The 23,453-nt window shown below is 36.4% G+C and carries 21 protein-coding genes; 9 read left to right on the forward strand and 12 right to left on the reverse strand.

The annotated features are described in order from the left end of the window. The coding region (locus ORI89_RS17975; protein WP_442800897.1) for a hypothetical protein at positions 1-880 on the forward strand (880 nt) is incomplete at its 5' end. Here the strand turns inward: ORI89_RS17975 and ORI89_RS17980 are convergent. Beyond that, the gene (locus ORI89_RS17980; RefSeq protein WP_268231906.1) at positions 881-1,753 is read right to left on the reverse strand and encodes a glycosyltransferase; all 873 of its coding nucleotides are present in this window, start codon (positions 1,751-1,753) and stop codon (positions 881-883) included. It lies immediately after the preceding gene. Positions 1,754-2,014: 261 nt separating this feature from the next. Here ORI89_RS17980 and ORI89_RS17985 point away from each other — a divergent pair, with 261 nt between their 5' ends. The 3 genes from ORI89_RS17985 to ORI89_RS17995 are packed head-to-tail and all read left to right on the forward strand — an operon-like array spanning position 2,015 to position 4,680. Continuing rightward, entirely contained in the window at positions 2,015-2,875 is an 861-nt protein-coding gene (locus ORI89_RS17985) for an alpha-1,2-fucosyltransferase (RefSeq protein ID WP_268231907.1), read from the forward strand. Positions 2,876-2,878: 3 nt separating this feature from the next. After that, entirely contained in the window at positions 2,879-3,715 is an 837-nt protein-coding gene (locus ORI89_RS17990) for a glycosyltransferase family 2 protein (RefSeq protein WP_268231908.1), read from the forward strand. A gap of 11 nt (positions 3,716-3,726) precedes the next feature. Then, positions 3,727-4,680 (forward strand): DUF6492 family protein, encoded by a 954-nt coding sequence (locus tag ORI89_RS17995; RefSeq protein ID WP_268231909.1) that lies wholly within the window; start codon positions 3,727-3,729, stop codon positions 4,678-4,680. A gap of 7 nt (positions 4,681-4,687) precedes the next feature. Here the strand turns inward: ORI89_RS17995 and ORI89_RS18000 are convergent, their stop codons facing one another. The 3 genes from ORI89_RS18000 to ORI89_RS18010 form a co-directional block, all read right to left on the reverse strand. Further along, on the reverse strand, positions 4,688-5,440 hold the full coding sequence (locus ORI89_RS18000; RefSeq protein ID WP_268231910.1) for a TIGR00730 family Rossman fold protein: 753 nt from the start codon (positions 5,438-5,440) through the stop codon (positions 4,688-4,690). Between the two features lie 57 nt (positions 5,441-5,497). Further along, the gene (locus ORI89_RS18005) at positions 5,498-6,358 is read right to left on the reverse strand and encodes a phospholipase A (RefSeq protein ID WP_268231911.1); all 861 of its coding nucleotides are present in this window, start codon (positions 6,356-6,358) and stop codon (positions 5,498-5,500) included. A 485-nt stretch (positions 6,359-6,843) separates the two neighbouring features. Continuing rightward, on the reverse strand, positions 6,844-7,455 hold the full coding sequence (locus ORI89_RS18010) for a hypothetical protein (RefSeq protein ID WP_268231912.1): 612 nt from the start codon (positions 7,453-7,455) through the stop codon (positions 6,844-6,846). 618 nt (positions 7,456-8,073) lie between these two features. Here ORI89_RS18010 and ORI89_RS18015 point away from each other — a divergent pair. Then, positions 8,074-8,961, forward strand: coding sequence for an alkaline phosphatase (locus ORI89_RS18015; protein WP_268231913.1), 888 nt, complete (start codon positions 8,074-8,076; stop codon positions 8,959-8,961). Between the two features lie 319 nt (positions 8,962-9,280). Here the strand turns inward: ORI89_RS18015 and ORI89_RS18020 are convergent, their stop codons facing one another. From ORI89_RS18020 to ORI89_RS18045, 6 genes are read right to left on the reverse strand one after another with little or no spacing between them, the layout of a single operon-like run. Continuing rightward, positions 9,281-10,045: an SDR family NAD(P)-dependent oxidoreductase gene (locus ORI89_RS18020; protein WP_268231914.1), complete on the reverse strand. Its 765-nt coding sequence runs from the start codon at positions 10,043-10,045 to the stop codon at positions 9,281-9,283. 48 nt (positions 10,046-10,093) lie between these two features. Continuing rightward, the gene (locus ORI89_RS18025) at positions 10,094-12,514 is read right to left on the reverse strand and encodes a glycoside hydrolase family 95 protein (protein ID WP_268231915.1); all 2,421 of its coding nucleotides are present in this window, start codon (positions 12,512-12,514) and stop codon (positions 10,094-10,096) included. A 26-nt stretch (positions 12,515-12,540) separates the two neighbouring features. Next, positions 12,541-12,972: an L-rhamnose mutarotase gene (locus ORI89_RS18030; protein ID WP_268231916.1), complete on the reverse strand. Its 432-nt coding sequence runs from the start codon at positions 12,970-12,972 to the stop codon at positions 12,541-12,543. Further along, on the reverse strand, positions 12,956-14,593 hold the full coding sequence (locus tag ORI89_RS18035; RefSeq protein WP_268231917.1) for a sodium:solute symporter: 1,638 nt from the start codon (positions 14,591-14,593) through the stop codon (positions 12,956-12,958). Before ORI89_RS18035 ends, ORI89_RS18030 begins: the two co-directional genes overlap by 17 nt. A 12-nt stretch (positions 14,594-14,605) precedes the next feature. Continuing rightward, positions 14,606-15,826 carry an enolase C-terminal domain-like protein gene (locus ORI89_RS18040; protein ID WP_268231918.1) on the reverse strand — a complete coding sequence of 407 codons (1,221 nt, stop codon included), beginning with the start codon at positions 15,824-15,826 and terminating at the stop codon, positions 14,606-14,608. A gap of 42 nt (positions 15,827-15,868) precedes the next feature. Then, positions 15,869-17,167 carry an alpha-L-fucosidase gene (locus tag ORI89_RS18045; RefSeq protein WP_268231919.1) on the reverse strand — a complete coding sequence of 433 codons (1,299 nt, stop codon included), beginning with the start codon at positions 17,165-17,167 and terminating at the stop codon, positions 15,869-15,871. 303 nt (positions 17,168-17,470) lie between these two features. Here ORI89_RS18045 and ORI89_RS18050 point away from each other — a divergent pair, with 303 nt between their 5' ends. Genes ORI89_RS18050 through ORI89_RS18065 form a run of 4 tightly spaced genes read left to right on the forward strand, consistent with a single transcriptional unit; the run spans position 17,471 to position 21,415 of the window. After that, on the forward strand, positions 17,471-18,331 hold the full coding sequence (locus ORI89_RS18050) for an AraC family transcriptional regulator (RefSeq protein WP_268231920.1): 861 nt from the start codon (positions 17,471-17,473) through the stop codon (positions 18,329-18,331). Positions 18,332-18,350: 19 nt separating this feature from the next. Beyond that, the gene (locus ORI89_RS18055; protein ID WP_268231921.1) at positions 18,351-18,848 is read left to right on the forward strand and encodes a SixA phosphatase family protein; all 498 of its coding nucleotides are present in this window, start codon (positions 18,351-18,353) and stop codon (positions 18,846-18,848) included. Positions 18,849-18,882: 34 nt separating this feature from the next. Continuing rightward, positions 18,883-20,904 carry a thioredoxin domain-containing protein gene (locus ORI89_RS18060; RefSeq protein ID WP_268231922.1) on the forward strand — a complete coding sequence of 674 codons (2,022 nt, stop codon included), beginning with the start codon at positions 18,883-18,885 and terminating at the stop codon, positions 20,902-20,904. A 10-nt stretch (positions 20,905-20,914) separates the two neighbouring features. Continuing rightward, positions 20,915-21,415 (forward strand): FKBP-type peptidyl-prolyl cis-trans isomerase, encoded by a 501-nt coding sequence (locus ORI89_RS18065; RefSeq protein WP_268231923.1) that lies wholly within the window; start codon positions 20,915-20,917, stop codon positions 21,413-21,415. Between the two features lie 61 nt (positions 21,416-21,476). Here ORI89_RS18065 and ORI89_RS18070 read toward each other — a convergent pair whose 3' ends face one another. Continuing rightward, the gene (locus tag ORI89_RS18070) at positions 21,477-22,523 is read right to left on the reverse strand and encodes an alpha-L-fucosidase (protein WP_268231924.1); all 1,047 of its coding nucleotides are present in this window, start codon (positions 22,521-22,523) and stop codon (positions 21,477-21,479) included. Positions 22,524-22,728: 205 nt separating this feature from the next. Next, on the reverse strand, positions 22,729-23,397 hold the full coding sequence (gene mnmD, locus ORI89_RS18075; protein ID WP_268231925.1) for a tRNA (5-methylaminomethyl-2-thiouridine)(34)-methyltransferase MnmD: 669 nt from the start codon (positions 23,395-23,397) through the stop codon (positions 22,729-22,731). Between the last annotated feature and the right edge of the window lie 56 nt (positions 23,398-23,453).

The following is a 23,453-nucleotide window of genomic DNA, read 5'->3' on the forward strand; positions in this document are numbered from 1 at the left end:
GCTTAATAGTTTTGTACATAAGAATATATTAGCAGAGAAGAACTTTAAAAAATCTCTAATTTTCAATCGAGAAAATGAAGATTTAGTTTTTCAGCTAGATAGTCTAAGTGAGATACTGGACTATGCACTATTCATACGCCCTGATTTGTTTCCTATCTCGATAATAGAAAAAATAAAAACAAAGTCATCTCTTACTGTTGGTTATCAATGGGATGGATTGAAAAGATATCCAAATATCTATCCACGAATCAACTTATTTGATCGTTTTTTTGTTTTTGATCCTCAAGATCTTAAAAATAAAAACACTATGCCTATCACTAATTTTTTCACCAGTGGAATAACCATCTCTGAACCTACTTATGACATTTATTTTATCGGTTCTTATATTCCAGAACGAATGGACGACATTTACGACTTTTTCAATCTTATAAGCGACCAATCCTTACGTATCAATGCTTCAATTTATACAAATAGCAAAAAGATTTCACATACTATAACACAGAAATGCGACACACTAGATGTCAGATCTTTGCCAGTGAGTTTTGATGAAAATATAAATTACGTAAGTAAATCTAAAGTAATCGTAGATTTCTCAAATTATGCACATCACGGTTTATCTTTTAGAGTTTTTGAAGCATTAGGTAATAACAAAAAATTAATTACGACCCAGGTATCTATAAAATATTATGAATTTTACAACTCTAAAAATATACTAATCCTGACCAAAAACACTACTAAAGATGAAATAGTAGATTTTATCAACAGCGCATATATACCTGTTGATGAAAAACTAAAAGCTAAATATTCATTTGAGAATTGGATCAATTACGTATTAAATTCCTCTTACCACACCCCTATTCCTCTTCCAATCCTAGACTAACTAATTGCCTTTGTAATCAGTCTTATATATATCTTTATACTTCTTGGGACGAAAGAATTTATACAAAATTTTCCTATACCATTCATTATAATATTTCATACGTATTCGCTCATAATAAGGAATCTCTAAATACGCATTAATGAGCGGTTCTAATCCCATCCCCTGTAACTTATACAGGTTATAATGTTTATTATATATATAAATCTTCGCCTCTTCTTCCATTTTATTTACTTTGTTTAAGTCAGTCATAGAGTCTCTCGAGTTTCTACGACGATAAAGAAACAAAGGTCTTTCGATCTTGAAAAAATTTGGATATTTACTAAATAAGCGTATCCATATTTCCCAATCTTCAGCATAATTTAATCTTTCATCATACATACCCACGTCTTTAAACAATGAGCTTTTAATCATGGCTGTAGCTGTCAAACAATTTCCCACCAATAGCTTTTTCATCGATAATTCTGGCAATTTAAAAATCCCAGTCTCACGCTCAAAAAATTGAGTTTGTGTATAAACCACGCTCAAGGATTCATCTTTATAAAACTCAGATATACAAGCTTTAACGAAACTTTCATCTAGCAAATCGTCAGCATCTAAAAAAACAACATATTTTCCTTTTGAAAGTCTAAACCCAGCATTTCTACTAGCTGGTAACCCCTTATTTAATTGATTAAATACAGATATATGTTCATAATTATTTTTATAACCTTCAAGTATATCTATTGTCGCATCAGTAGAGCCATCATTAATAACCAATACTTCAATATTATTGTAAGTTTGCCCAATTACAGATTCTAACGTTTCTACAATGGTCAATTCACCATTATAACAAGGAATAATAATACTTACTAACGGGCTACTTATATTCGCCATTTACAGATGCAATTAAGATGATTAATATTATAAATTCCTAAAATATTAATAAATAACACCACATACAAAAATTATAGCTATTGAATTTTTATTTTTGAAATGCAACTGAATAATGTCAACTACATTCTTAAGGTATCACATTAAAAGAACGATAAGTATTCAATACACTCACATCAAATAAATATTTTAATCCTCCAGTAATTAGAAATTGTAATCACGAGATTCTATATTTACAATATAAACGATTTTCGATTTTATTATATGATAGTATGCAATATACAAGGAGGACTGGGTAATCAAATGTTTCAATATGCAGCCGCATTTGCAGACGGCAGACTATTATACATCGACTTAGATTTCCTTAATAATCACAATGATTCCACAGATACATTTACAGCAAGAAAATTTGAACTAGATCTTTTTCCTAATATTAAATATAAAAAAGCTAATAGCAGGATAAAAAAAATTTTCTTCTCAAAGAAACTAAAGTATAAGATTTACAGAAGTTTTAAAAAGACAATTACAATTCAACAAAATGAAAATGAATTAATGTATCTACCTACAAAAGGAAACGTTTATTTAAACGGATACTTTCAATCAGAGAAGTACTTTAATCATAAAAGAGCTGAGTTACTACGAATATTTGAATTTCCTGAATTAGACACAAAAAACAATAAAATAAAAGAGAAAATAATAAATGCGGAAAACAGTATTTCAATACATGTTCGAAGAGGAGATTATTTAAAGCCTGAAGTACTTAAGTACCATGGAGTTTTAACTAATCAATATTATCAAGAAGCATTAAAAACCATCAATAAAAATCTCACCAATTACACTGTTTTTGTTTTTTCTGATGATCCAAATTATTGTAAAACAATACTCTTTAAGGATGAAGAGAATGTAAATATTATAACAGGAAACGAAAAAGATGCTTGGAAAGACATGTGCCTAATGTCTCATTGTCAGCATCATATTATTGCTAACAGCTCTTTTAGCTGGTGGGCGGCATGGCTATCCCAAGCAGAAAATGGAATAAAAATAGCTCCTAAAAAATGGTTTAATGCTCTTAATACAGATTTTAACATAAATGACATAGTACCTTCAAGCTGGTTAAAGATATAAAACATGGAATCAATTAGTATATTAATAGCGAATTACAATAATGGAGTCTACTTCAATCATTGTTATCAAAGCCTTATAAATCAAACAAGCCCCAATTGGGAGGCCATAGTTATTGATGACTGCTCCACAGACAACTCTGTAGAAATTATTAAAACTTTAATAAACAATGATCACAGATTTCAATTCTATCAAAACAAGACAAATAAAGGTTATCAAAGAACTATTTTAAAGGGAATCGAACTTTCAAATCATGAAATATTTGCAAGATTAGACCCTGATGATGCTCTTACCTCTGATGCAATAGAACTGTCGTTAAAAACTCATAATAATAACCCTGAAGTAGGTCTAGTTTATTCTAATCTTTTTATTTGTGATAATAATCTTGAAATAAAAAGTAAACAAAAAGCTAAACAAATTAATGAACTTAATATTGACTATTTAAATTTCAAAGGCGAAATATCTCATTTTGCCACTTTTAAAAAAAGCATATATCATTTGACTACAGGTATCGATCCATTCATAAAACGAGCTGAGGACAAAGACATTTATATGAAAATGTGTGAAGTAGCTCCGGTAAAACATATTGACAAAGAATTGTATTTATATAGAAAACATAGTGGAGGAGTATCAACAAATGACAATTCTGAAAAAGCTCTATTTTGGCATTGGGTTGCTCTCATAAAAATGGCAGAAAGACGAAACATAAATATTGAAGCACTTTTTATAGAACACTATATGCAAAGGAAAGATTACCTAGATAATATCAGTAGAGTTAAAAAATCAAAATGGGCCAAAGTTGGGCACAAACTAGGTTTATTTAAAGCGTACAAACACTTATAAGATTAGAAAGGATGTACAAAAACAAACCTAACTACGATTTAGTTCTGTGCATTGGAGCGCAACATATCATAATATCCTTGATCAATCTTAAATATATCACCTGCAATTTAACTCCTAAAAATATTTTTATTATCACAAATAAAAAACACTTCAATCAGTACAAAAACATAGACCTGAAAGGCATTAATTTGTTCCTGATCGACGAGAACACTCTTTTAAACAATTGTAACTTACCTAAAATAAGAGACTATTTTCATCAAAAAAACAAACCATCCGACAGAGCTGCATGGTACTTCCAACAATTTCTTAAAATGCAAGCTCATAGTATTGTACAAGAGAAATACTATCTTATTTGGGATGCTGATACAATACCCCTAAAACCAATATTTTTTTTTGATGAAGTAAACCGAGCTTTGATACATTACACACCAGAGAATCATACTCCCTATTTCGAAACACTAAAAAAAGTATTAAATGTAAAAAAGCAAACTCAATACTCCTTTATATCAGAGCATATGCTGATAGATAAAAAAATAATGCAATCCCTTATCAGCGATATTGAAAAGCAAAATCCCAATTCGTTTTGGCCTTTCTCAATCTTGAAATCAATTGACGAAAAAGACCTTACAAAATCAGGATTCTCAGAATACGAAACGTACGGTAACTATTGTTTAGCCAAAGCCCCCCATTTAATAAATAAACGAACTCAAAGTGATCAAACTCTAAAAAATTACCGCCACGGAACACAATTATTTGGAAAAAAACCCAGTACTAAAGATTTGTTTTTACTAACACAGACAGATTTTCATTACGTAACATTCGAAACATGGGAAACCATTTCCCAACAAGCTGTAAACAAAAACAAAAGACTAGCTCAATTACATTATTTAATATCAAAACTTAAGTTTCCCAAGAGTATACAGTCTAAAATATCTCAGATATTTGTCAGTAAAATCACTTATTAAAAATATTTTAAGCACGCTTTCGCTCAATAGCCCGTTCGCCCAACAGCCAATTTGTAGATTTGGCTGGTTTCAGTTTGATACCTGTATGTTGCTTTTGATAGTGAGATATATGTGCTATAGCTTCCTCAGGATCATCTGTAAAAAGAATAAGATCCACATCCTCCTCACTGATTGTTTTCTCATCCCGCATTAATTCGATATGCGCTTTTAAATGTCTGTGAAATTCCCCCCCCATTACGACAATAGGCATTCGGTCGATCTTAAAGTTTTGTACCAATGTCACCGTCTCAAAAAACTCATCAAGTGTACCAAAACCTCCCGGCAAAATAACAAAGGCAAACGAATATTTACGGAGCAATTCTTTCCGCACAAAAAACGATTCCATGATAATGAAACGATCCATATATGGATTTTCTTTTTGCTCATGAGGCAATACGATATTACAACCTACTGATGTTCCTCCTGCTTCACGAGCTCCTCTATTACCAGCTTCCATAATACCTGGTCCACCGCCCGTCATAATAGCAAAGCCCATTTTAGCCAGATCATATGAGACTTGCCTAGCCAGCTCATAATATTCGTTTCCTTCTTGAAATCTTGCAGATCCAAAAACAGTAACCGTCGGCCCTAAAAAGTGTAACGTACGAAACCCTTTAATAAACTGCGCCGCGATTCCAAAAACATATTTCATTTCAGCAAACCGAGAGCGGGCCCCTCTCAAAAACTGCCTCTCTTTACTTTTCAATCTAATATCTCCCATTTTAATAACTTAAGATAAAAGTACAACAATAGCCTCTACTAATCAATAATATAATGATTAATAAAACCGCATAAAAGTAGGTTTAAAAGTTAAACCTACACGCACCATACTAATACTTTTTTGATAATCAATCAAACTCTCGGAATACCCATGCCACCACTGAAAACTAATGTATTGATTACCCCTTGTAAATGGTTTCCAGCTAATTCCGGTCATCAAACTACCCTTATTAAAATTCTTCCCTAACCGCCCTCCTACATCAACGTACAACTTCTTGTCCGTAACCATCCAGGATAGTTGTCCGTCTGCATACCCCACATAATCTGCAATATTCGGATTATCACTCAGCATAAAAGGCAAACGAAGCTTTAAAGCCGCATTTAATCGATGGGAAAAAACATGCGTATATTCAACTGATAAAAAGTTCCAGCTTCTTGAAAATATACTATCACGACCGTTCGATTCATGCTCTAATGTCATAGACAAAGCTCCTAAAAGCTTATTCTCGTAAAACATAGGTCGGATCAACAAAAAGCCCGGATTATAATTTGTCTCAGCAAAAGGACTGGACTTTCTAAAAATATCCCAAAAAGATTTCTGCGTATAGGTAAAATAAAGATACGCACCCAAAGCTATAGGCTTATTTCGCAAACGTTGTTTAAAACTAAACTGAAATTTCGCATCCGAATTATATGTATTCGACTTCTCACTTAACGGCAAACCCACTATAAAATAATTATCCTTATAAATAGAAAAAGCTGGCGCTTTCTCAATTAGCCCCGATACTGTATCTTTATCCAAATCGACCTGACTAAAGGAGACAGCAGCTTTCAACACTAAAAAGATTATTAAAAAACTTCTTACAAACAAAAAAAGAGGTTTGCAACCGAAACACTCATCAGTTTCTAAAAACTTCATATCTAAATAATTATTCGTCTGTTTTTTTCACAGAAGGAAGTACATAAATATTTACTTTGTGAGCTTACGAACTCCATTTGATTTACTTTCGTCATCTGGATTAAAATTCTAACAAAGCAATATAACTTAATTTCATAAATAGAAGAAAAAATAAGCGCTCTTGATTTCGATTACTACGATCATTCCGACAGAGATTAGCATATAGGAAAAATAAAGAAAACAGGTAGTTGTAGTTTTTCGTCTTTATATGATTTAATCTATCATATTAAATATCTAATTTTTTATGCAATGGTGTTGATAATTCCCAAACATATATATCATATTACGACACATTTGATAATAACGCTTTAATCGGGAAACCAAAAATAGCGGGGCCAATGCAAATCCAGCACTTTGATAGCTCTAACAGCGAAAAGCCTGACCACATCAAATCAATGTCAGGAGATAATAAAGATATTTTCACAGGAAAAAAACATCAAAACTAATTAATAAACCATACTACAGACAGAGTCGCTATAGATTAATTCATCGGCCTTCAATACATAAGAGAACCGGAATTCATACTCTTGAAAAACTTCCAAACCCAAAATCTCGCATCTTGATCTACTACTCAGTACTATCTCCCAATTTTCATTTTGCCCAACTTTCCGATATTCATACCTATACATATGAGCCAATCGCCAAGCTTTCGCATGAAGCTTTACCCCACCACTACCTATTGTGGGGATGACTTTCAACATAGATGGCTGAAAGTTTTTAGCTTGAGCTCCCTTTTCCTTTGAAGGAACAAAACCGGATGCCATAATAACTGAACGATCGCCACGAGCAACCTGAGCCACATAATATGTCAACAAACGTAACTGCCCTAATAATTCAGCTTTCTTTTCATTTCTGAATGCGACAGCACGCCTATCCCTAAAAGCAGCTGCAGCCATGGCCCGCTGAAATTCATCTACAAGCTCTTTTATTTTATCTAAATTGGGCGACGGATTAGCAAAAATAGAAACATTCTCCTTCATCTTCTTTACAACCTTTCCCGCATAAAGAACAAGCTCAATATCCTTGATATTGTGACTTTGTAATGTTGGCTTAATCATAATAAGATTTATAAAAAACTGACTATTAACACCTAAACATAAAGCTTTAATATTACATGCCAAAATATAACCAATACTTTTCTATGAAAAGAGATCTATATCTTAGCAAAAGAAAATGCTTATGAATAAATAGTAATGTATTTCCAAAAAATAATATGTACTATGTTTATATTAGTCTATACTATGTTAAAAATAGAATAGTATTATTTTCCTATAGAGCTTACTTTCTAAGTATAATCACTTAATACTTTTTCAATATTTGATTATTTTCAATAAAAAGTACTATATATATTAAACATATAGATATCTTTTGAAGATATAGTATCTTATATTTTATTAATATAACATACTATTATAAAACTATAAAACGACATCAGTCCAAATGATAATGACATAATCTGCAAAACACTAATTATTTAAACAACAACTCCACTTAACCTGGTCGCGACACATACCTTGGTGGTAAAATTTTCATTACCTCTTTAGTCCTCACATAGCTTTTATTACTTTGCATAGGTAATGAATAACATGTTGACGCAGTATATGTAAACTATCGTCATAATTCTAAAAACCCTATTAGTAAAAAAGTATATCTAAACTGTTTTTAATCTTAAACAAATGAGAAAACTATTCTTAGTACTAGCCTTTTCAGCGGCTACACTTTTCAGTTTCGCCCAATCGACTTGGAAACCCAAGCACGTGATACTTGTTGGCTTAGATGGCTTTGGAGCCTACGCCGTTCCTAAAGCAAATATGCCTAACTTTAAAAAACTTATGAAGGAAGGAGCATTTAATTTAAACATGCGCAGTGTACTCCCGTCTTCCAGTGCAGTTAACTGGGCTTCTATGCTTATGGGAGCCAGCCCTACTATTCATGGATACACAGAGTGGGGAAGTCAGACGCCAGAAATACCGTCTGCAGTTACTACCGAAAATGATATTTTCCCTTCTATTTTCACTTTGATCAAAGAAGAAAAACCACAATCTAAAGTCGGTGCTGTATACAGTTGGGGAGGAATTGGCTATTTGCTAGAGAAACAAATTGTAGATATCAATGTACCTACCGAAGGTGATGAGGATCAAACTGCTGAACAGACAGCTACTGTTATTAAAAATCAAAAACCACAATTTTTATTTGTTCACTTTGACCAGCCAGATGGTGCAGGTCATAAGTTCGGGCACGACAGTGTAGGATATTACCAAGAATTAGAGCGAGTGGACGCACGATTAGGGAAAATTATCAGCGCTATTAAAGATGCAAATATCGAAGACGAAACACTTCTTATCGTTTTGGCAGATCATGGTGGAATAGAAAAAGGACATGGTGGTAAAACAATGATGGAAGTCCGTGTGCCTGTCGTTATGACTGGGCAAGGTGTTAAAACAAACCACGAAGTTAAATCAACCATGGTCGTATATGATGTTGCTACAACAATAGCTTGGGCTTTAGGATTAGACCCTCACGAAGCTTGGCGCGGTAAAGCAATAACAGATTTTTTTAAGTAAATTTAATCGAATAGTTAAAGATTTTACAGTACAGTACTCTACTAAAAGACATTAAAAAACTATTATTAAGACAACAACCCGGCTTAGCCACCAAAACCTCATAAAATACTTACAACAAACCACTTACGACACTGTTTATATTCGCACACATATTATTTCGTAATTATTCGATTTTATTGCTGATATTACGTATATGTTTCACACAGAATCAACAGGGCGGCTCATACGAAACTGTCCTGTTATCGTTGTTAAAGCACCCACCTATATAAACATTACATACATACAATATAACAGTTTGTCAATTAAGCTTATACACGCTTTAAATATTCCGACGATACCCCAATTCAGCTCCTCCGCTCACAGGTAAGTTTACCCCTGTAATAAACCTAGCTTTATCAGAGAGCAAAAACATGCAAGCATCTGCGATAACATCTCCTTCGGGACAATACCCCAATAGATGTATATCTTCTAAAAAATTGATTACCTGTTCAGGTTGTTCCTGTTCATGGATCCAAGTTTTTAGCATAGGTGTCATTACTGCAGCGGGTAATACGGAATTCACACGTATATTATCTTTTGCATAATCTATGGCCATTGATTTTGTCAGTGCATTAACTGCTCCTTTTGTTGCAGCATAAGCTGCATGATTGTCTTGACCTATATTGCCAACCAAGCTTCCTGTATTTAAAATTGTCCCCTTAGCTTCTTTCAAATACGGATATCCATGCCGTGTCGTTAACAGTATACTTTTCATATTTACTGCAACTAGATTTTCCCACTCCTCATCGGAGGTTAGGTGCAGAGGTTTTGAGGGGCTCGCTATTCCAGCATTATTATGTATAGCGTCCAATCTTCCAAAGGTTTCGATAACTGCTGCAACCGCCTCTTTCACTTCGTGGTTCTTCGAGACATCTGCCCGAATCGCAAGGTGCTCCGCTCCTAATATACGAGACGTTTCATCCACTGAAGATTGATCTATACCGATAAACGCCACCTGGGCACCTGCAGCTGCATAAGCTTGGCTACAGGCCAAACCTATACCTGCTGTGCCTCCTGTTATAAGTATTACTTTTCCTTTCAACATAATTATCTGTTATTATTTACTTATTACCTACCGAAAGCAGATATGATACTACGATTTAATCTTCAATTTCACACGCTTCCCTGCTTGCAGATTCAATGTTAAAACTTGCTGACCATACTTAATGTTATACAGTCCGTTTTGCCTGGCCTTTGCATAACTATTGACTATCCGACCGTTTTTCCACACCATATCAATTTCCACTCCTCCACGAGCGACTAAACCTTTGATTTCTCCTTCTTCCCATGCAGTTGGCAAGGCAGGCAAAAGTTCAATATAATCTTCATGGCTTTGCAAAAACATCTCTGCCATCCCTGCAGTCACCCCAAAGTTACCATCAATTTGAAATGGCGGACCTGCATTAAAGAGGTTATAATAAGCTCCACCACCCCCATCATGCTTTGTATCCAGATCAAACGTAGGTTTTAAAGCCTTATTTAACAACATTAAAGCATGGTCTCCATCAAGTAAACGTGCCCATAGCGCTATTTTCCACCCATATGTCCAACCAACACCATCATCTCCCCTCACTTCTAATGAGCGCTTCACGGCTGAAGCTAATTCGGGGGTACGGGCTACTGAAATTTCATTGCCTGGATACAGTGCAAATAAGTGCGACAAATGCCGATGTGCTATTTCTACTTCTTCAAACTCCTGTGCCCACTCCATCAATCGACCATCACTCCCGATCTGCGATGGCAATAGTTTTTCTTTAGCTTTTTTAACAGCGTCAATAAAACCGTCATCCGTCCTATCTAAAATAGCTGCTGCGTTTATAGTATTTTTAAATAAATTTCGTATCACCTGCTGATCATGCTCAGGCCCCATACTAATCTGGGCTCTGGTACCGTCAGGTGCTAAAAAAGTATTTTCTGGCGATGGCGAGGGGCCTGACACCAACTTACCACTTTTGGGATCAACCACCAGCCAATCCAGATAAAAAAGTGAAGCTTCTTTCATCATAGGGTAAACACGTTCAAGATAAGCACGGTCACCAGTAAAAGCATAGTGTTCCCATAAATGTTGTGCTATCCAAGCACCTCCGCCGATATGCATACCCCAACTTGCACTTTCGCCAGGAGATGTAAACCCCCACACATTGGTTATCGGATGTAACACCCACCCTCGCATGCCATACTGTACTTTAGCTGTCTTCTTCCCTGGTTCCATTAGAGACTCAATTAGGTCGATTAATGGCAAATGACTTTCGGATAAGTTCGTTACCTCCGCAGGCCAATAATTCATCTGTACATTTATATCAGTATGGTAATCGCCATTCCAAGGTGTTTGTATTTTATTTGCCCAAATACCTTGTAAATTAGATGGCAAACTACCTATACGTGAAGAAGAGAATAACAGATAGCGCCCATACTGAAAATACAGTGGGTAAAGAGACTGTTCATTCCCTGTCTGTTTATTCTTATGCAAAAGTTCATTGGTAGGCAGTTTATTTTGCTGCTTCCCCAGACGCATTTCTACACGCCCCATTACTTGGCTAAAATCGTTTATATGCCTACTTAGTATCTCCTTGTAAGAATCTGCAAGTACTTTTTCACGTATAGCTTCTAACTGAAGCTCATATTTATCATTTAAATATCTCGGATAATCTAAAGCATAATTAGTTTTTGCTGCAATAAAGAGCGTCACTTCATGCGCTTGCCTAATGGCTAGCTTACCATCTTGTACAGAGATGTTTCCGCCTTTTAAAACAGGAGTTATTTGGGCTTTATATTTCAAATTATATCCACCCCGACCGTCATCCAGAACTCCGCTCATCATTAATCCTGCGGCAGTAACCTCTGTTGTGAAGCGTTCGGGACGATCCATAAAAATATCTAAATCCAAAGCTGCCGCTTTATCAGCCGTCAGACGCACAACGATAACCTGATCGGGGTAGCTCGCAAAAACCTCTCGCTTGTATTGCACATTATTTTTGACAAAACGTGTAGTAGCAATCCCAGTTTTTAAGTCAAGATCACGATAATAATCTTGATAAGGGCCTTGTGTTCTAAAATCTAGGCGTAAATCGCCTAATGTCTGGTAACAACCAAAAGGCACTTGCGCACCATTACCATGCCCTGAGCCTTTGCCTTTAGTTATTTGGGTTCGGTTGGTCAATGCTGTGGCTTCTTTATATTTCCCTTGAAATAAAAGTGAGCGGATTTCGGCTAAATATTTTGCGGCTTCGGGGTTATCTCCGTCGTCTACGCTACCACTCCACATCGATATTTCATTCAGTTGGATACGTTCTTGATGCACATCACCGTAGACCATAGCACCTATGCTACCATTGCCAACAGGTAGGGCTTTTAACCACTCAGGGTCACTATTCCAACTATTGGGTGCATCGATCGCTGTTGCATCAGCAGGCTCTAAATACCACAAACGATTTAAACCACGCTCTTGTGCCTTGCCTATGTTAATTATTAAAAAAACATAAAGAGCTACTGTAAAAATATTTATTCTTTTCATTTTCAACATCTTCATTGTTTTTTTAACTAATCCGTATGAAACACCTCTTCCATATCGGACCATATTTCCCCTTTGGCACGAGCATCAGGTAAAGCTATTTGACAGGGGTCTGTCTCTTTCCACCAACGTTGCGTTTCGGGGTCTGCCGCCATTTTATACATATCGTTCTCAAAATCATTTCCTACGTATTCAAAATAGCTAAACAGAAAATATTCTTCTCCTATCTGTTTTAAGTAAATAGAATAATTTTGAATATTCGATTCTTTGATACGCCCTAACACTGCAGGCCAAGCGTTTGCGTGCAGTTTTTTATATTCTTCTATTTTATCTGCTTTAAGGCCTGTAATTGAAGCGTAACGTTGAACAACTTTTTGTTCTCGATTAGTGTGGCAAGCATATAACATCAAAACTAGACAGAACATAAGCCCTGCTTTTACACTTTTACCTAAAAATTCCATACAAAAATATTACACAGATTAATAATATAGCGGACAAGACACGATAATTACCTATTCCTTTCCACGCTAAACCCCTCAAGGGATCTAAAGGGTTTTTCCAATACAACTCACGGCTTACATCTGTGTGGTGCACTGGGTATATATAGGAAAAAAGCATTTGCAATAGTACACAAGCTACAAATAGATAGAAAGCCATCATCATAAAAGGGATTTCTCCGACTATGGAGTCAGGGTACAGCTTGTTTAACACAAAAGTAAGTACACCAAGGCCTGAGCCGATCCATAAGGTTAATTTAGCTGATTGTGCTGACGCTTTCTTCCAGAATATGCCTAATAGAAAAACACAGGTAATGGGTGGTGCAATATGTGATATAACGTCATTGATACCGTTAAATATGCTCTCATACTGATCAAGCAAAGGCAATAAAGCAAGAGAAAAAGCCATTGCCACTACTGCGGATATTTTCCCTATCCAAATCAGCTGTTTATCGGTCGCTTTTGGTTTTCTTTGCTTATAAATATCATAGCTTACCATCGTTGAAATCGAGTTGAGCGCGCCGGATATCTGACTCATCAAGCCTGACAACAAAGCAGCTACCAATACACCGATCAACCCTGAAGGTAATAGCTGCGTGATCATCAATGTATAGATGCCTTTAGAGTTAACTTGCCCTTGTGCATCTACACCTAAACTTGTCAGATCTAGCTGTCCTGTTTTAAACAGCGTGTAAGCAAATAGACCCGGAAGTACGAAAATAAAAACCGGTAATATTTTAATGAAGCCACAAAACAATGCACCTACTCTACCGTGATTTTCATCTTTAGCTCCTAAAACGCGTTGAACAATAGTCTGATCGGCACACCAATACCAAATACCCAAAATAGGATAACCAATGATAACAGCATACCAAGGCATACCGCTTGGATCGCCATGTGGCCGCAACATCGACAGACGGCCCAACTCTCCTTCACTTATCAAAACATCCTTCATTGGGCTCCAACCGCCCATTTTATCAAAAGCAGCAAAACTGATGATAAAAGCACCTGCCAGCAAAACTACCGTTTGGATAGACTCGGTGACGACTACTGCTTTTAATCCTCCCATAACTGTATATACCCCTGTAATAATGCATATAACGGTTATACTGAGATACATATTGAATCCGAAGAGTGTTTTCAAAACAATACCACCAGCTAACATAGAAAAGGCAATATGTATAACGATAGCGGATACAATAGATATCATTGTTAGCCAATCGCGGCTTGCCCGGTCGTATCGTCTTTCTAAAAAATCGGGTAACGTAGATACGCCTGACTTTAAATAAAAAGGTACAAAAAATAGTGCTAACAAGATTAAAGTGAAAGCCGCCATCCATTCGAAGTTGCCATTGAGTAAGCCTGAATCAAAACCACTTTGCGCCAGACTAACCAAATGTACTGTGGATATATTGGTGGCAAATAAGGCCAAACCTATAGCCGGCCATCTTAAACTATTGCCTGCCAAAAAGTAATCGCTGGCATTTCCTTTTTTATGCAACTGACTCCGTCCTGCCCAAATACCCACCACAAGAATGAGTAAAATATAAAAAACAGCAATGCCTAAGTCCAGTGTTCCTAACATAATATTCAAATTTTAAATTAAGTCACAACTACTTCCTTCCTCCACGGGCGTCCGGTAAACCCCTCCTTCAATCTTGACCGGATTCTTAAAGTGTGATTTTAAATGTGGTATATGTTCTAAGAATAAAGCTTCGTGCCCCATACTGATATGATTGAAAAGCACCAAATGCTGATGCAATTGCCCCATATCGCCAACATGAGGCACCACCGGTATATTAAATTTTCGGGCCAATAGACTAACCGACAAAAATTCGCTAACCCCGCCTACACGCACAGCATCTACCTGTACAAAGCCTGTAGCTTTTAGTTGCAAATAGTTTTTAAAAAGTATACGGTTGGGCACATGCTCACCCATCGCTATTTTTATAGGCGCAATAGTATCTGCCAATGTTTTGTGTGCCAGGATATCATCGGGGTGTGTTGGTTCCTCAATCCAGTAAGGGTTCATGGCCTTCAACTCGTCACAAATCGATAAAGCTTGCGGTAGCGTCCATTGCTGGTTGGCATCCAGCATTACCGTCGCACGGTCGCCGGCAACTTCACGTACAATATGCGCCCTTTTTATATCCCGTAATGGGTCTTTACTTCCCACTTTAAGTTTCATGGCTGTAAAACCATTGTCTATCGCTTTTATACAATTTTCACGCACTTGTTCGTCCGAGTAGTTAAACCAGCCGACGGATGTGTCGTATCCTTTATAACCGACATCAAGAATCCCCATACGTTCTGTTTGACTGGTTTTATTGGTTACCATTAAAGCGATGGCCTCTTCTCGCGTCAATTCGTCTTCCAAATACGACAAGTCCAAAGTATCTACCAATTGTTCCGGTGATAAATCAATCAAAAGCTTCCAGAGTGGCACACCTCGAGTTTTTGCCCAAAGGTCATAACATGCATTTGTGACCGCAGCTAAGGCCAAATGTACAATACCTTTATGTGGGCCGAGCCAACGAAACTGCTGTTCATTACTCAACGTATTAAACACTGTTCCAAAATTAGCCATCAGCTCTTCTATATCACGTCCCTTCAGTTTTTCTGCATAAAAACTCGCTGCCTTGCACACCAAATCGTTCCCTTCTCCGATCGTAAAAGCAAGACCTGTTCCTACTCTTCCTTTGTGATCTATCAGCTTAGCTACAGCATAAGAATAAACGGGATCTTTATGTATCGCATCGCTACCTGCTCCTGTGTTCAATGGGAACCTTTTGTCTTGGATTTCTACTCCTGCAATCATGTATAATTTTATATAAATTTATTTTATGTCTTTTATTGCCGACTAATCAAAAACAGCTAATTGTTCGATATTATTATTTACTTCCATGGCTACTACATAATTTACCGTTCGGTTGTCTGGTAACTTAATAAACACCTGCTTTTCCGCTGTAGTGTATTTTAGCTCTTCCCCATCGAGTGTATATATATTATTTATTTTAAAAGCGTCATTTATAGGCAGCGTAATCTCCTTAACTTTCTCATTAATAATATGTAGGAATATTTTATTATTTTTCCGAGTCGCAGTATAGTCATCTGTCGGTTTATATGGTCCTCCTAAAGTTTCATATACCGCTTCTTGATGCTGAGCCAACCAAGTGCCTATCTCTTTTAATCGATCTACTTGTCGCTGTTCTATACGTCCGTCGGGCATAGGGCCTACATTTAACAAAAGATTTCCGTTCCCTCCTACTACTTTTGACAAGATATCTAGGCATTGATCCAAGGATTTCATAGGGTCATTTGGTTTCCACGCCCATTGGTTGCATATGGTGAAACTACTTTCCCAAGGCACCTCCATATTCATACGCCCTACAACCTGCTCAGGGGTATCGTAATCTCCTATCATTTTAGATACATCAATCACCTTATTATCCACAGCAGCAATCTCTTTTCCCAGCCTGTTATTGATAACCAGACTAGGTTTTATCTCTTTTAGATAATTATACATTTCTAAACCAGTCTCATCAGTCCATGGGGTCTCCCAGGCTCCATCAAACCACAACATTGTAGGATCATATAAATCGATGAGCTCTTTAAGCTGATTTTTCATATAGAGCACATAGTTGGGCATATTGGATTTAGGGTCATGCTCTTCATCGCCAGCTCTATGTATAGGATAATCTGGATGCCACCAATCCAGCACGGAATAATATATACAAAACTCTATTTCTTGCTCTTTACAAGCGCGTGCCAATTCACCCACAATATCTTTTTTATAGGGTGAAACGGAAATATCATATTCAGTAAAAGCAGAAGGCCACAAACAGTATCCATCATGGTGCTTGGCTGTAATAGTTAGATACTTCATGCCAGCTTCCTTTGCTGTAGCAACAATTGCATCAGCATCAAACAAAACAGGATTAAATTCTTTATATAAATTATCATAGTCCGCAGCCTCTACCTGGTGTCCTCTAGACCAACCGATTTCCGTTCCTCGCAAACTAACAGGCCCCCAATGAATAAACATACCAAATCGTAGATCCATAAACTGATCTAACCCTGTTTTTGTTTCAGATTTTTTCTGCTGTGCTTTAGTAAATTGCAAACTAAAAACAGCAATGATTATTAATAGAATTCTCATTATAATTTTGATTAAAGTAATTTAGCCTTATAAAATATATTGTAAAATTAGCCTTATGTTTACGCATAGAATGATGGTCTATTTGCCAATAATAGTGCTATATTAACATACAAAGCACTGTTTTCACCTTTTATTAGCATACAAAAACATCTAATTAAAATATGACGAAGCAACACGTATATTTTAACCAAAATATACGTAGTCAAGAAAGAAGCGGTCTAATAAAGAAAAAACTAAACAATGAAATTTTATTATATTTGTTGTACCCACTTACTTTGGCAAGTGACCTAAATATTAATTATCATGAAGCCTATTTTTGCCCGCCTGATTGAAGGTTTAGACACAAAAGCATATGCTACCCGCGCGATTACACGTCCTGTTTTTTCAACGGAGTTTCACTTTCACTGGGCTTGTCAAATGACATATATTGTCAAAAGCGAAGGGAAGCGCATTATAGGAGACAATGTCGACCGTTTTACCTATGACGAACTTACTTTTTTAGGTTCTAATATTCCTCATGTATGGCATAACGATAAAAAAAACAATGAAACAGAAGAAGCTAAATCATTGGCTTTATACATGGATCCAGACTCTTTGCTGACGAGTTGTGAAAAACTATTTGACACCAAAAAGTTAGAACATTTTTTCAATCAATCTAAACGTGGGTTAATTTTTTATGGCCAAACGAAAGAGAAATTAAAAATAAAGCTACAGGAAATAATTGTAGCTGAAGACATAAAAAAAACCATTCTTTTACTGGAGATTATTGATATTCTCCTTCACAGCACTGAGTTTGAATTTCTTTCGAGTGCAGGATACCGACACAATTATCAGCCTGAAGATACCGAAAGAATTGACCGTGTTTTTAAATATGTTTTTGATAATTTCAGGGAGGATATTCTTTTAGATGAAGTTTCAGAAATGTGCTCCATGTCAAAACACGCATTTTGCCGTTACTTTAAGTCAAGAACCCAGAAAACATTTATTGAATTTGTACATGAGGTTAGAGTTAGTGAAGCCTGTAAGTTGATTGCGAGAAATAAGGAACAAATAAATAATATTGCATACCAATGCGGTTTTAACAGCTTATCACACTTCAATAAAACTTTTAAATACGTTAAAGGCATTACACCGAGTCAATATAAAGAGCAAATATTTAAATAGTTAATATTATTTTAAAACCATGTCCCACAAACGTTTATATATCATCCGCCATGCAAAAGCTGAAGACCACGTTTTAAAGGAAAAGGATTTCGATCGCAATTTGATTGACAAAGGTCGTCAACGAGCCACACTTATAGCCGAAAAATTAAAACAGGACATATCTTCGATAGATGAGCGAACACTCTTTTTATCCTCGACTGCCAGCAGAGCTGCCGAAACAGCGGAGATATTCAGCCAGATATTGGGTTATCCAACAGATAAAATAAAATGGGAACCGCAAATTTATGAAGCACATTACTTGGTTCTTTTAAAATGCATCAATGAAATTTCTGCAAACTATGACAGCCTTTTAGTATTTGGGCATAACCCAAGTTTATCAGATCTGGTTAATTACGTGTCCGACCGATATGTAAATTTAAAAACTTCAAATGTTGCCTGTTTAACATTAGAGGAAGATATAGACTATAGTATTCTTTCGGCCAATACAGCTCATTTAAAAAAGCTTATAGACGGCTAACGTAAATAAAGATAAGTTCTTATCTTCGTATCTTATGGCAAACAAACTTCAGCACGAAAGTTCCCCTTATTTAAAGCAACATATCAATAATCCTGTACATTGGATGCCGTGGGGCGAAAAAGCGCTACAAAAGGCTAAAGATGAAAACAAACTTATCATTGTAAGCATCGGTTATTCGGCCTGTCACTGGTGCCATGTTATGGAGCGGGAAAGTTTCGAGAACCCGACCATTGCGCAAACGATGAACCAGTTTTATGTTTCTGTAAAGGTTGACCGTGAAGAACGTCCTGATATTGACCAGATTTATATGATTGCCGTACAGCTGATGACCAATGCCGGGGGCTGGCCATTAAACTGCATTTGTTTGCCTGATGGGCGCCCCATTTATGGAGGCACTTACTTTAAGCCTCACGACTGGCAAAATATATTATTACAGATTGCCAAAATGTGGGAAGAAACGCCGGAGCTTGCAATAGATTATGCCGACAAATTGGTACAGGGTATCAAAAAAGCAGAAAACTTGCCTATTGCTGAGATTCCAAAACAATATACAAAAGCAGATTTACAGGCTATTATCCAGCCTTGGAAAGCTCAATTTGATAAAGAAGATGGCGGGTATGACCGCTCTCCCAAGTTTCCTTTACCTAATAATTGGTTGTTTCTCTTACGGTACGCCGCCTTAAGTGGTTCGCAAGAAATAATGGACCATGTACATTTCACTTTAGAGCAAATGGCCAATGGTGGCATCTACGATCAGGTGGGCGGTGGTTTTGCCCGTTACTCTGTTGATGGCAGATGGCATATCCCACACTTTGAAAAAATGCTGTATGACAATGGCCAACTTATTTCTTTATATAGCGAAGCTTACCAACAACGTCCCAATAAACAATATGAACGTATTGTTAGGGAAACTATAGCTTGGGCCGAACGGGAGATACTGGCAGATAATGGTGGCTTCTATGCAGCTTTAGATGCCGATAGTGAGGGAGTAGAAGGTAAGTTTTACATGTTTAATGAGCAAGAACTGGACGAAGTTCTTGGAGCAGATGCCCCATTAATAAAAGATTATTTTAACACAACAGCAAGGGGTAACTGGGAGGAGGAAAATAGTAATGTTCTATTCTGTAATAGAGAAGCCGATAGTATGGCCATAAAGGCTGGATATTCGGTTGAGGAATGGGATGATTATTTGAGGGGGATTAAAGCGAAGCTCTTAGCTTATCGGGCAAAACGTGTAAGGCCTGGTTTAGACGATAAACAACTGACTGCTTGGAACGCCCTGATGTTAAAAGGGCTGGTGGATGCCTTCCGAGTCTTTGAAGAAGAAAAGTATCTTCAACGCGCTTTGGAAGTTGCTGCATTTATAGAGGGCTATTGTTTATCTGGCAATAAATTATTACATCAACCAGCAGATAAAAATCGTCATATCTATGGTTTCTTAGATGATTATGCTTTTACGATAGAGGCTTATATTGCTTTATATGAAGCCACATTTGATGAGTCATGGCTAACAAAAGCAAATTCTTTAACGGACGAATCTATTGCAAGTTTTTACGATAGCGATAGTCAAGCTTTTTATTATACTGCAAATTACGCGGAGGAGTTGATAGCCCGAAAAAGTGAAGTAATGGATAATGTGATTCCTTCTTCTTCCTCGGCTATAGTCCGGGTGCTATATAGGCTTGGCGAAATTTTAGATAAAGAAGATTTTACGGCAATAGCTGATCAAGTTTTCGCTAATGTTTTTCCACATATTAAAAAATACGGCTCAGCGTATTCGAATTGGGCATTACAACTTTTAGAGCATGTATATGGCAACAATGAAATTGCTTTAACGGGCCAAGATATTACAGTATGGCGCAAAGAACTAGATAAATATTATATTCCGAATAAGATTGTATTAGGAGGAACAAAAAGTCAACTTCCTTTGTTAAAGGATAAAGGAGGTTTGGATACAAAAGCCTACCTTTGTCGCAATAAAACATGCAGTCTACCATTAAACACGGTAGGAGAACTGATTGAATTAATAAATAGTAACGGGGACATGACCCCATAAATGAAACAACATGGCAATAGAAAACAATAACGTGGTTGCGTTGAATTACACTCTTCATACAATTGAGGAAAACGGAGAAAAAACATTTGTAGAACAGACAACAACAGAAAACCCGTTGACATTCTTATATGGCGTTGGTATGATGTTACCAAAATTTGAAGAAGAGATCGCAGGGTTAAATAGTGGTGAAAAAGCTTCTTTTACTTTGGCTGCTGTTGACGCTTATGGTGAGAAAGATGATCGTGCTATTGCACAATTACCTGCAGAAATGTTTGCTGAAACAGGCTTACCACCAGTAGGTGAAGTTATTCCTTTACAGGATAATGAAGGCAATCAGTTTCGCGCTGTAGTAGTAGAAGTAACTCCTGAAGCAGTGGTTGCAGATTTAAACCATCCTATGGCTGGTAAAACATTAAATTTTGATGTAGAAATCTTAACTGTTCGCCCTGCAACAGAAGAAGAGTTAGCACATGGCCATGCACATGGAATAGACGGTACAGAAGGACACTAGTTTGACCTACTGTTGATATAAAAAGGGCAGCATTCATGAAATGTTGCCCTTTTTTATTTAGTTATATTTTAAGTCTTTTTTTCAAACTCATTAAAACCTCCACATCTGTATCTTTCACTTTTCCCTTTCTATTCGGTCCTACATTTAAAATCAAAATATTATCTTGTGCAGTTGATTTTCGATATATTTCTTCGAGCTCATCCAAAGTTTTATACTTTTTATCTGTTGTATTATAAAACCATCTTTCTCCCAGCACAACAGTTGTTTCAAAAGGCATGTAATAAGTATTTCCTTGCGCTACAAAGAGCTTGGGATCCTTACTATTAGGCAAATACGGATCTCCCAATCTGAAATCACTAGGGAAGTAACGTATAGGGTAATAAGCCTGTTGTTCATCTGGCAGCACAGGATGCTTATCAATGTCTCCAGGTTCACCTATACTCCAATTAACACCTACCTGACACTTGGGAGCTTTACTCTTAATAAGTGAATAGATATCTTGAACTGGCCATCTATAATTTTCCTTAACCCAACCGCCATCTAGCCAAAGCTCAACAATATCAGAATACTCTTGTGTAATCAATAATAATTCTTCTATTTGATTTAACATATACTGATTATAGGAAGCATCAGCCGTTACATCTTTAACATCTGCATTTTCCTTCCTATCCCATAATGAATAATAAAGTCCCAATTCTAATCCCTGCTGCTTACATTCCTTCGCTACTTCTTTAATAACATTTGTTTTGTTAGGAGAATTAGCTACATCATACTCTGTATACCGACTATCCCATAAACAAAAGCCTTCATGATGCTTAGCTACAAGAATAATATATTTCATCCCCGCTGCTTTGGCAGTAGCCACCCATTGCTTAGCATCAACCGTTTCAGGATTATAAGATTCCACAGGCTTAGAACCATCAGTCCATTCCTGATCATGAAACGTATTTATTCCAAAATGGATAAACATTCCGTATTTTCTATTTATCTGTTCTTTTTGGTATTTATTAGGTAACAATCCGGGAGTCGGTTCCCATTTTTTTTCTTGCGCTATCCCTGTAAATATTACCAATGAACTGGCAATAAATAGCCCCAATTTCTTTTTCATCTTTTTAGATTTATTTCGTTTTTTCAATAATTTAATATCGCACTAACTAGCAAATGTAAATATTACACTTCTGTCATGACGATCTATGTATATTTATGCCAAATAACTGGCTATAAATTTCTTGAATAAAATAAAATAACTTACAGGCTATATTGTCATTTGATAGCTTTATATTGACATATTAATTAGTATCCAAAAGCTAACCTCATTCTACCTTCACAGCTCTTAACATCTCTCTTTTACCGGGCGCCCCTGGTGCTTTTTCTACCGAAAAACCTAAAGCTTTCATGCTTCGTTTTAAGTTGCCTGTTATAGCATAGGTAACAAATACTCCACCTACTCTTAGGTATTGACATACATGCGCTAAAGTTTCATCGGTCCACATTTCTGGTTGGTGTATGGCAGCAAACGCATCAAAATAAACAACATCAAATTGTTTATCGATTTGAAAGTCCAACACTTTAGTATGTGCAACGCGCAGATCCACGCAGGAAGCAATAGTTACATCTTCTTTTAAAGCTTGCTCATAGACTTGCATAAAGCCATCCCAAACAGCAGCATTAACATACTGTCCGTAGCCCGTTGCTTCAATAGTGGCTGTCGGCAATGGAAAAGCTTCAATACCACAATAATTTAATTTCACCCCATTATGATACGCATAATCTGCGGACTGTAATAAGTTAAGTCCTGTACCAAAGCCTACTTCCAAAACAGCGACTGTGTCAAGCTGATCCTTTTCAAGTATATAGTGCAACCCCGACTGAATAAAAACATGCTTGCTTTCTTGCAGCGCTCCGTGTTTAGAGTGATAATGCTCGCCGATCTCTTCGTGATATATCGTGCTTGATCCATCTGCTGTGACAACAAATTCCATAATAAACCATTTTTACACAAAAATAAACCAAATTAACAGTATTCACGACCAAACGA

The sequence above is a fragment of the Sphingobacterium sp. UT-1RO-CII-1 genome (genome assembly GCF_026711005.1).
GTDB lineage: Bacteria > Bacteroidota > Bacteroidia > Sphingobacteriales > Sphingobacteriaceae > Sphingobacterium.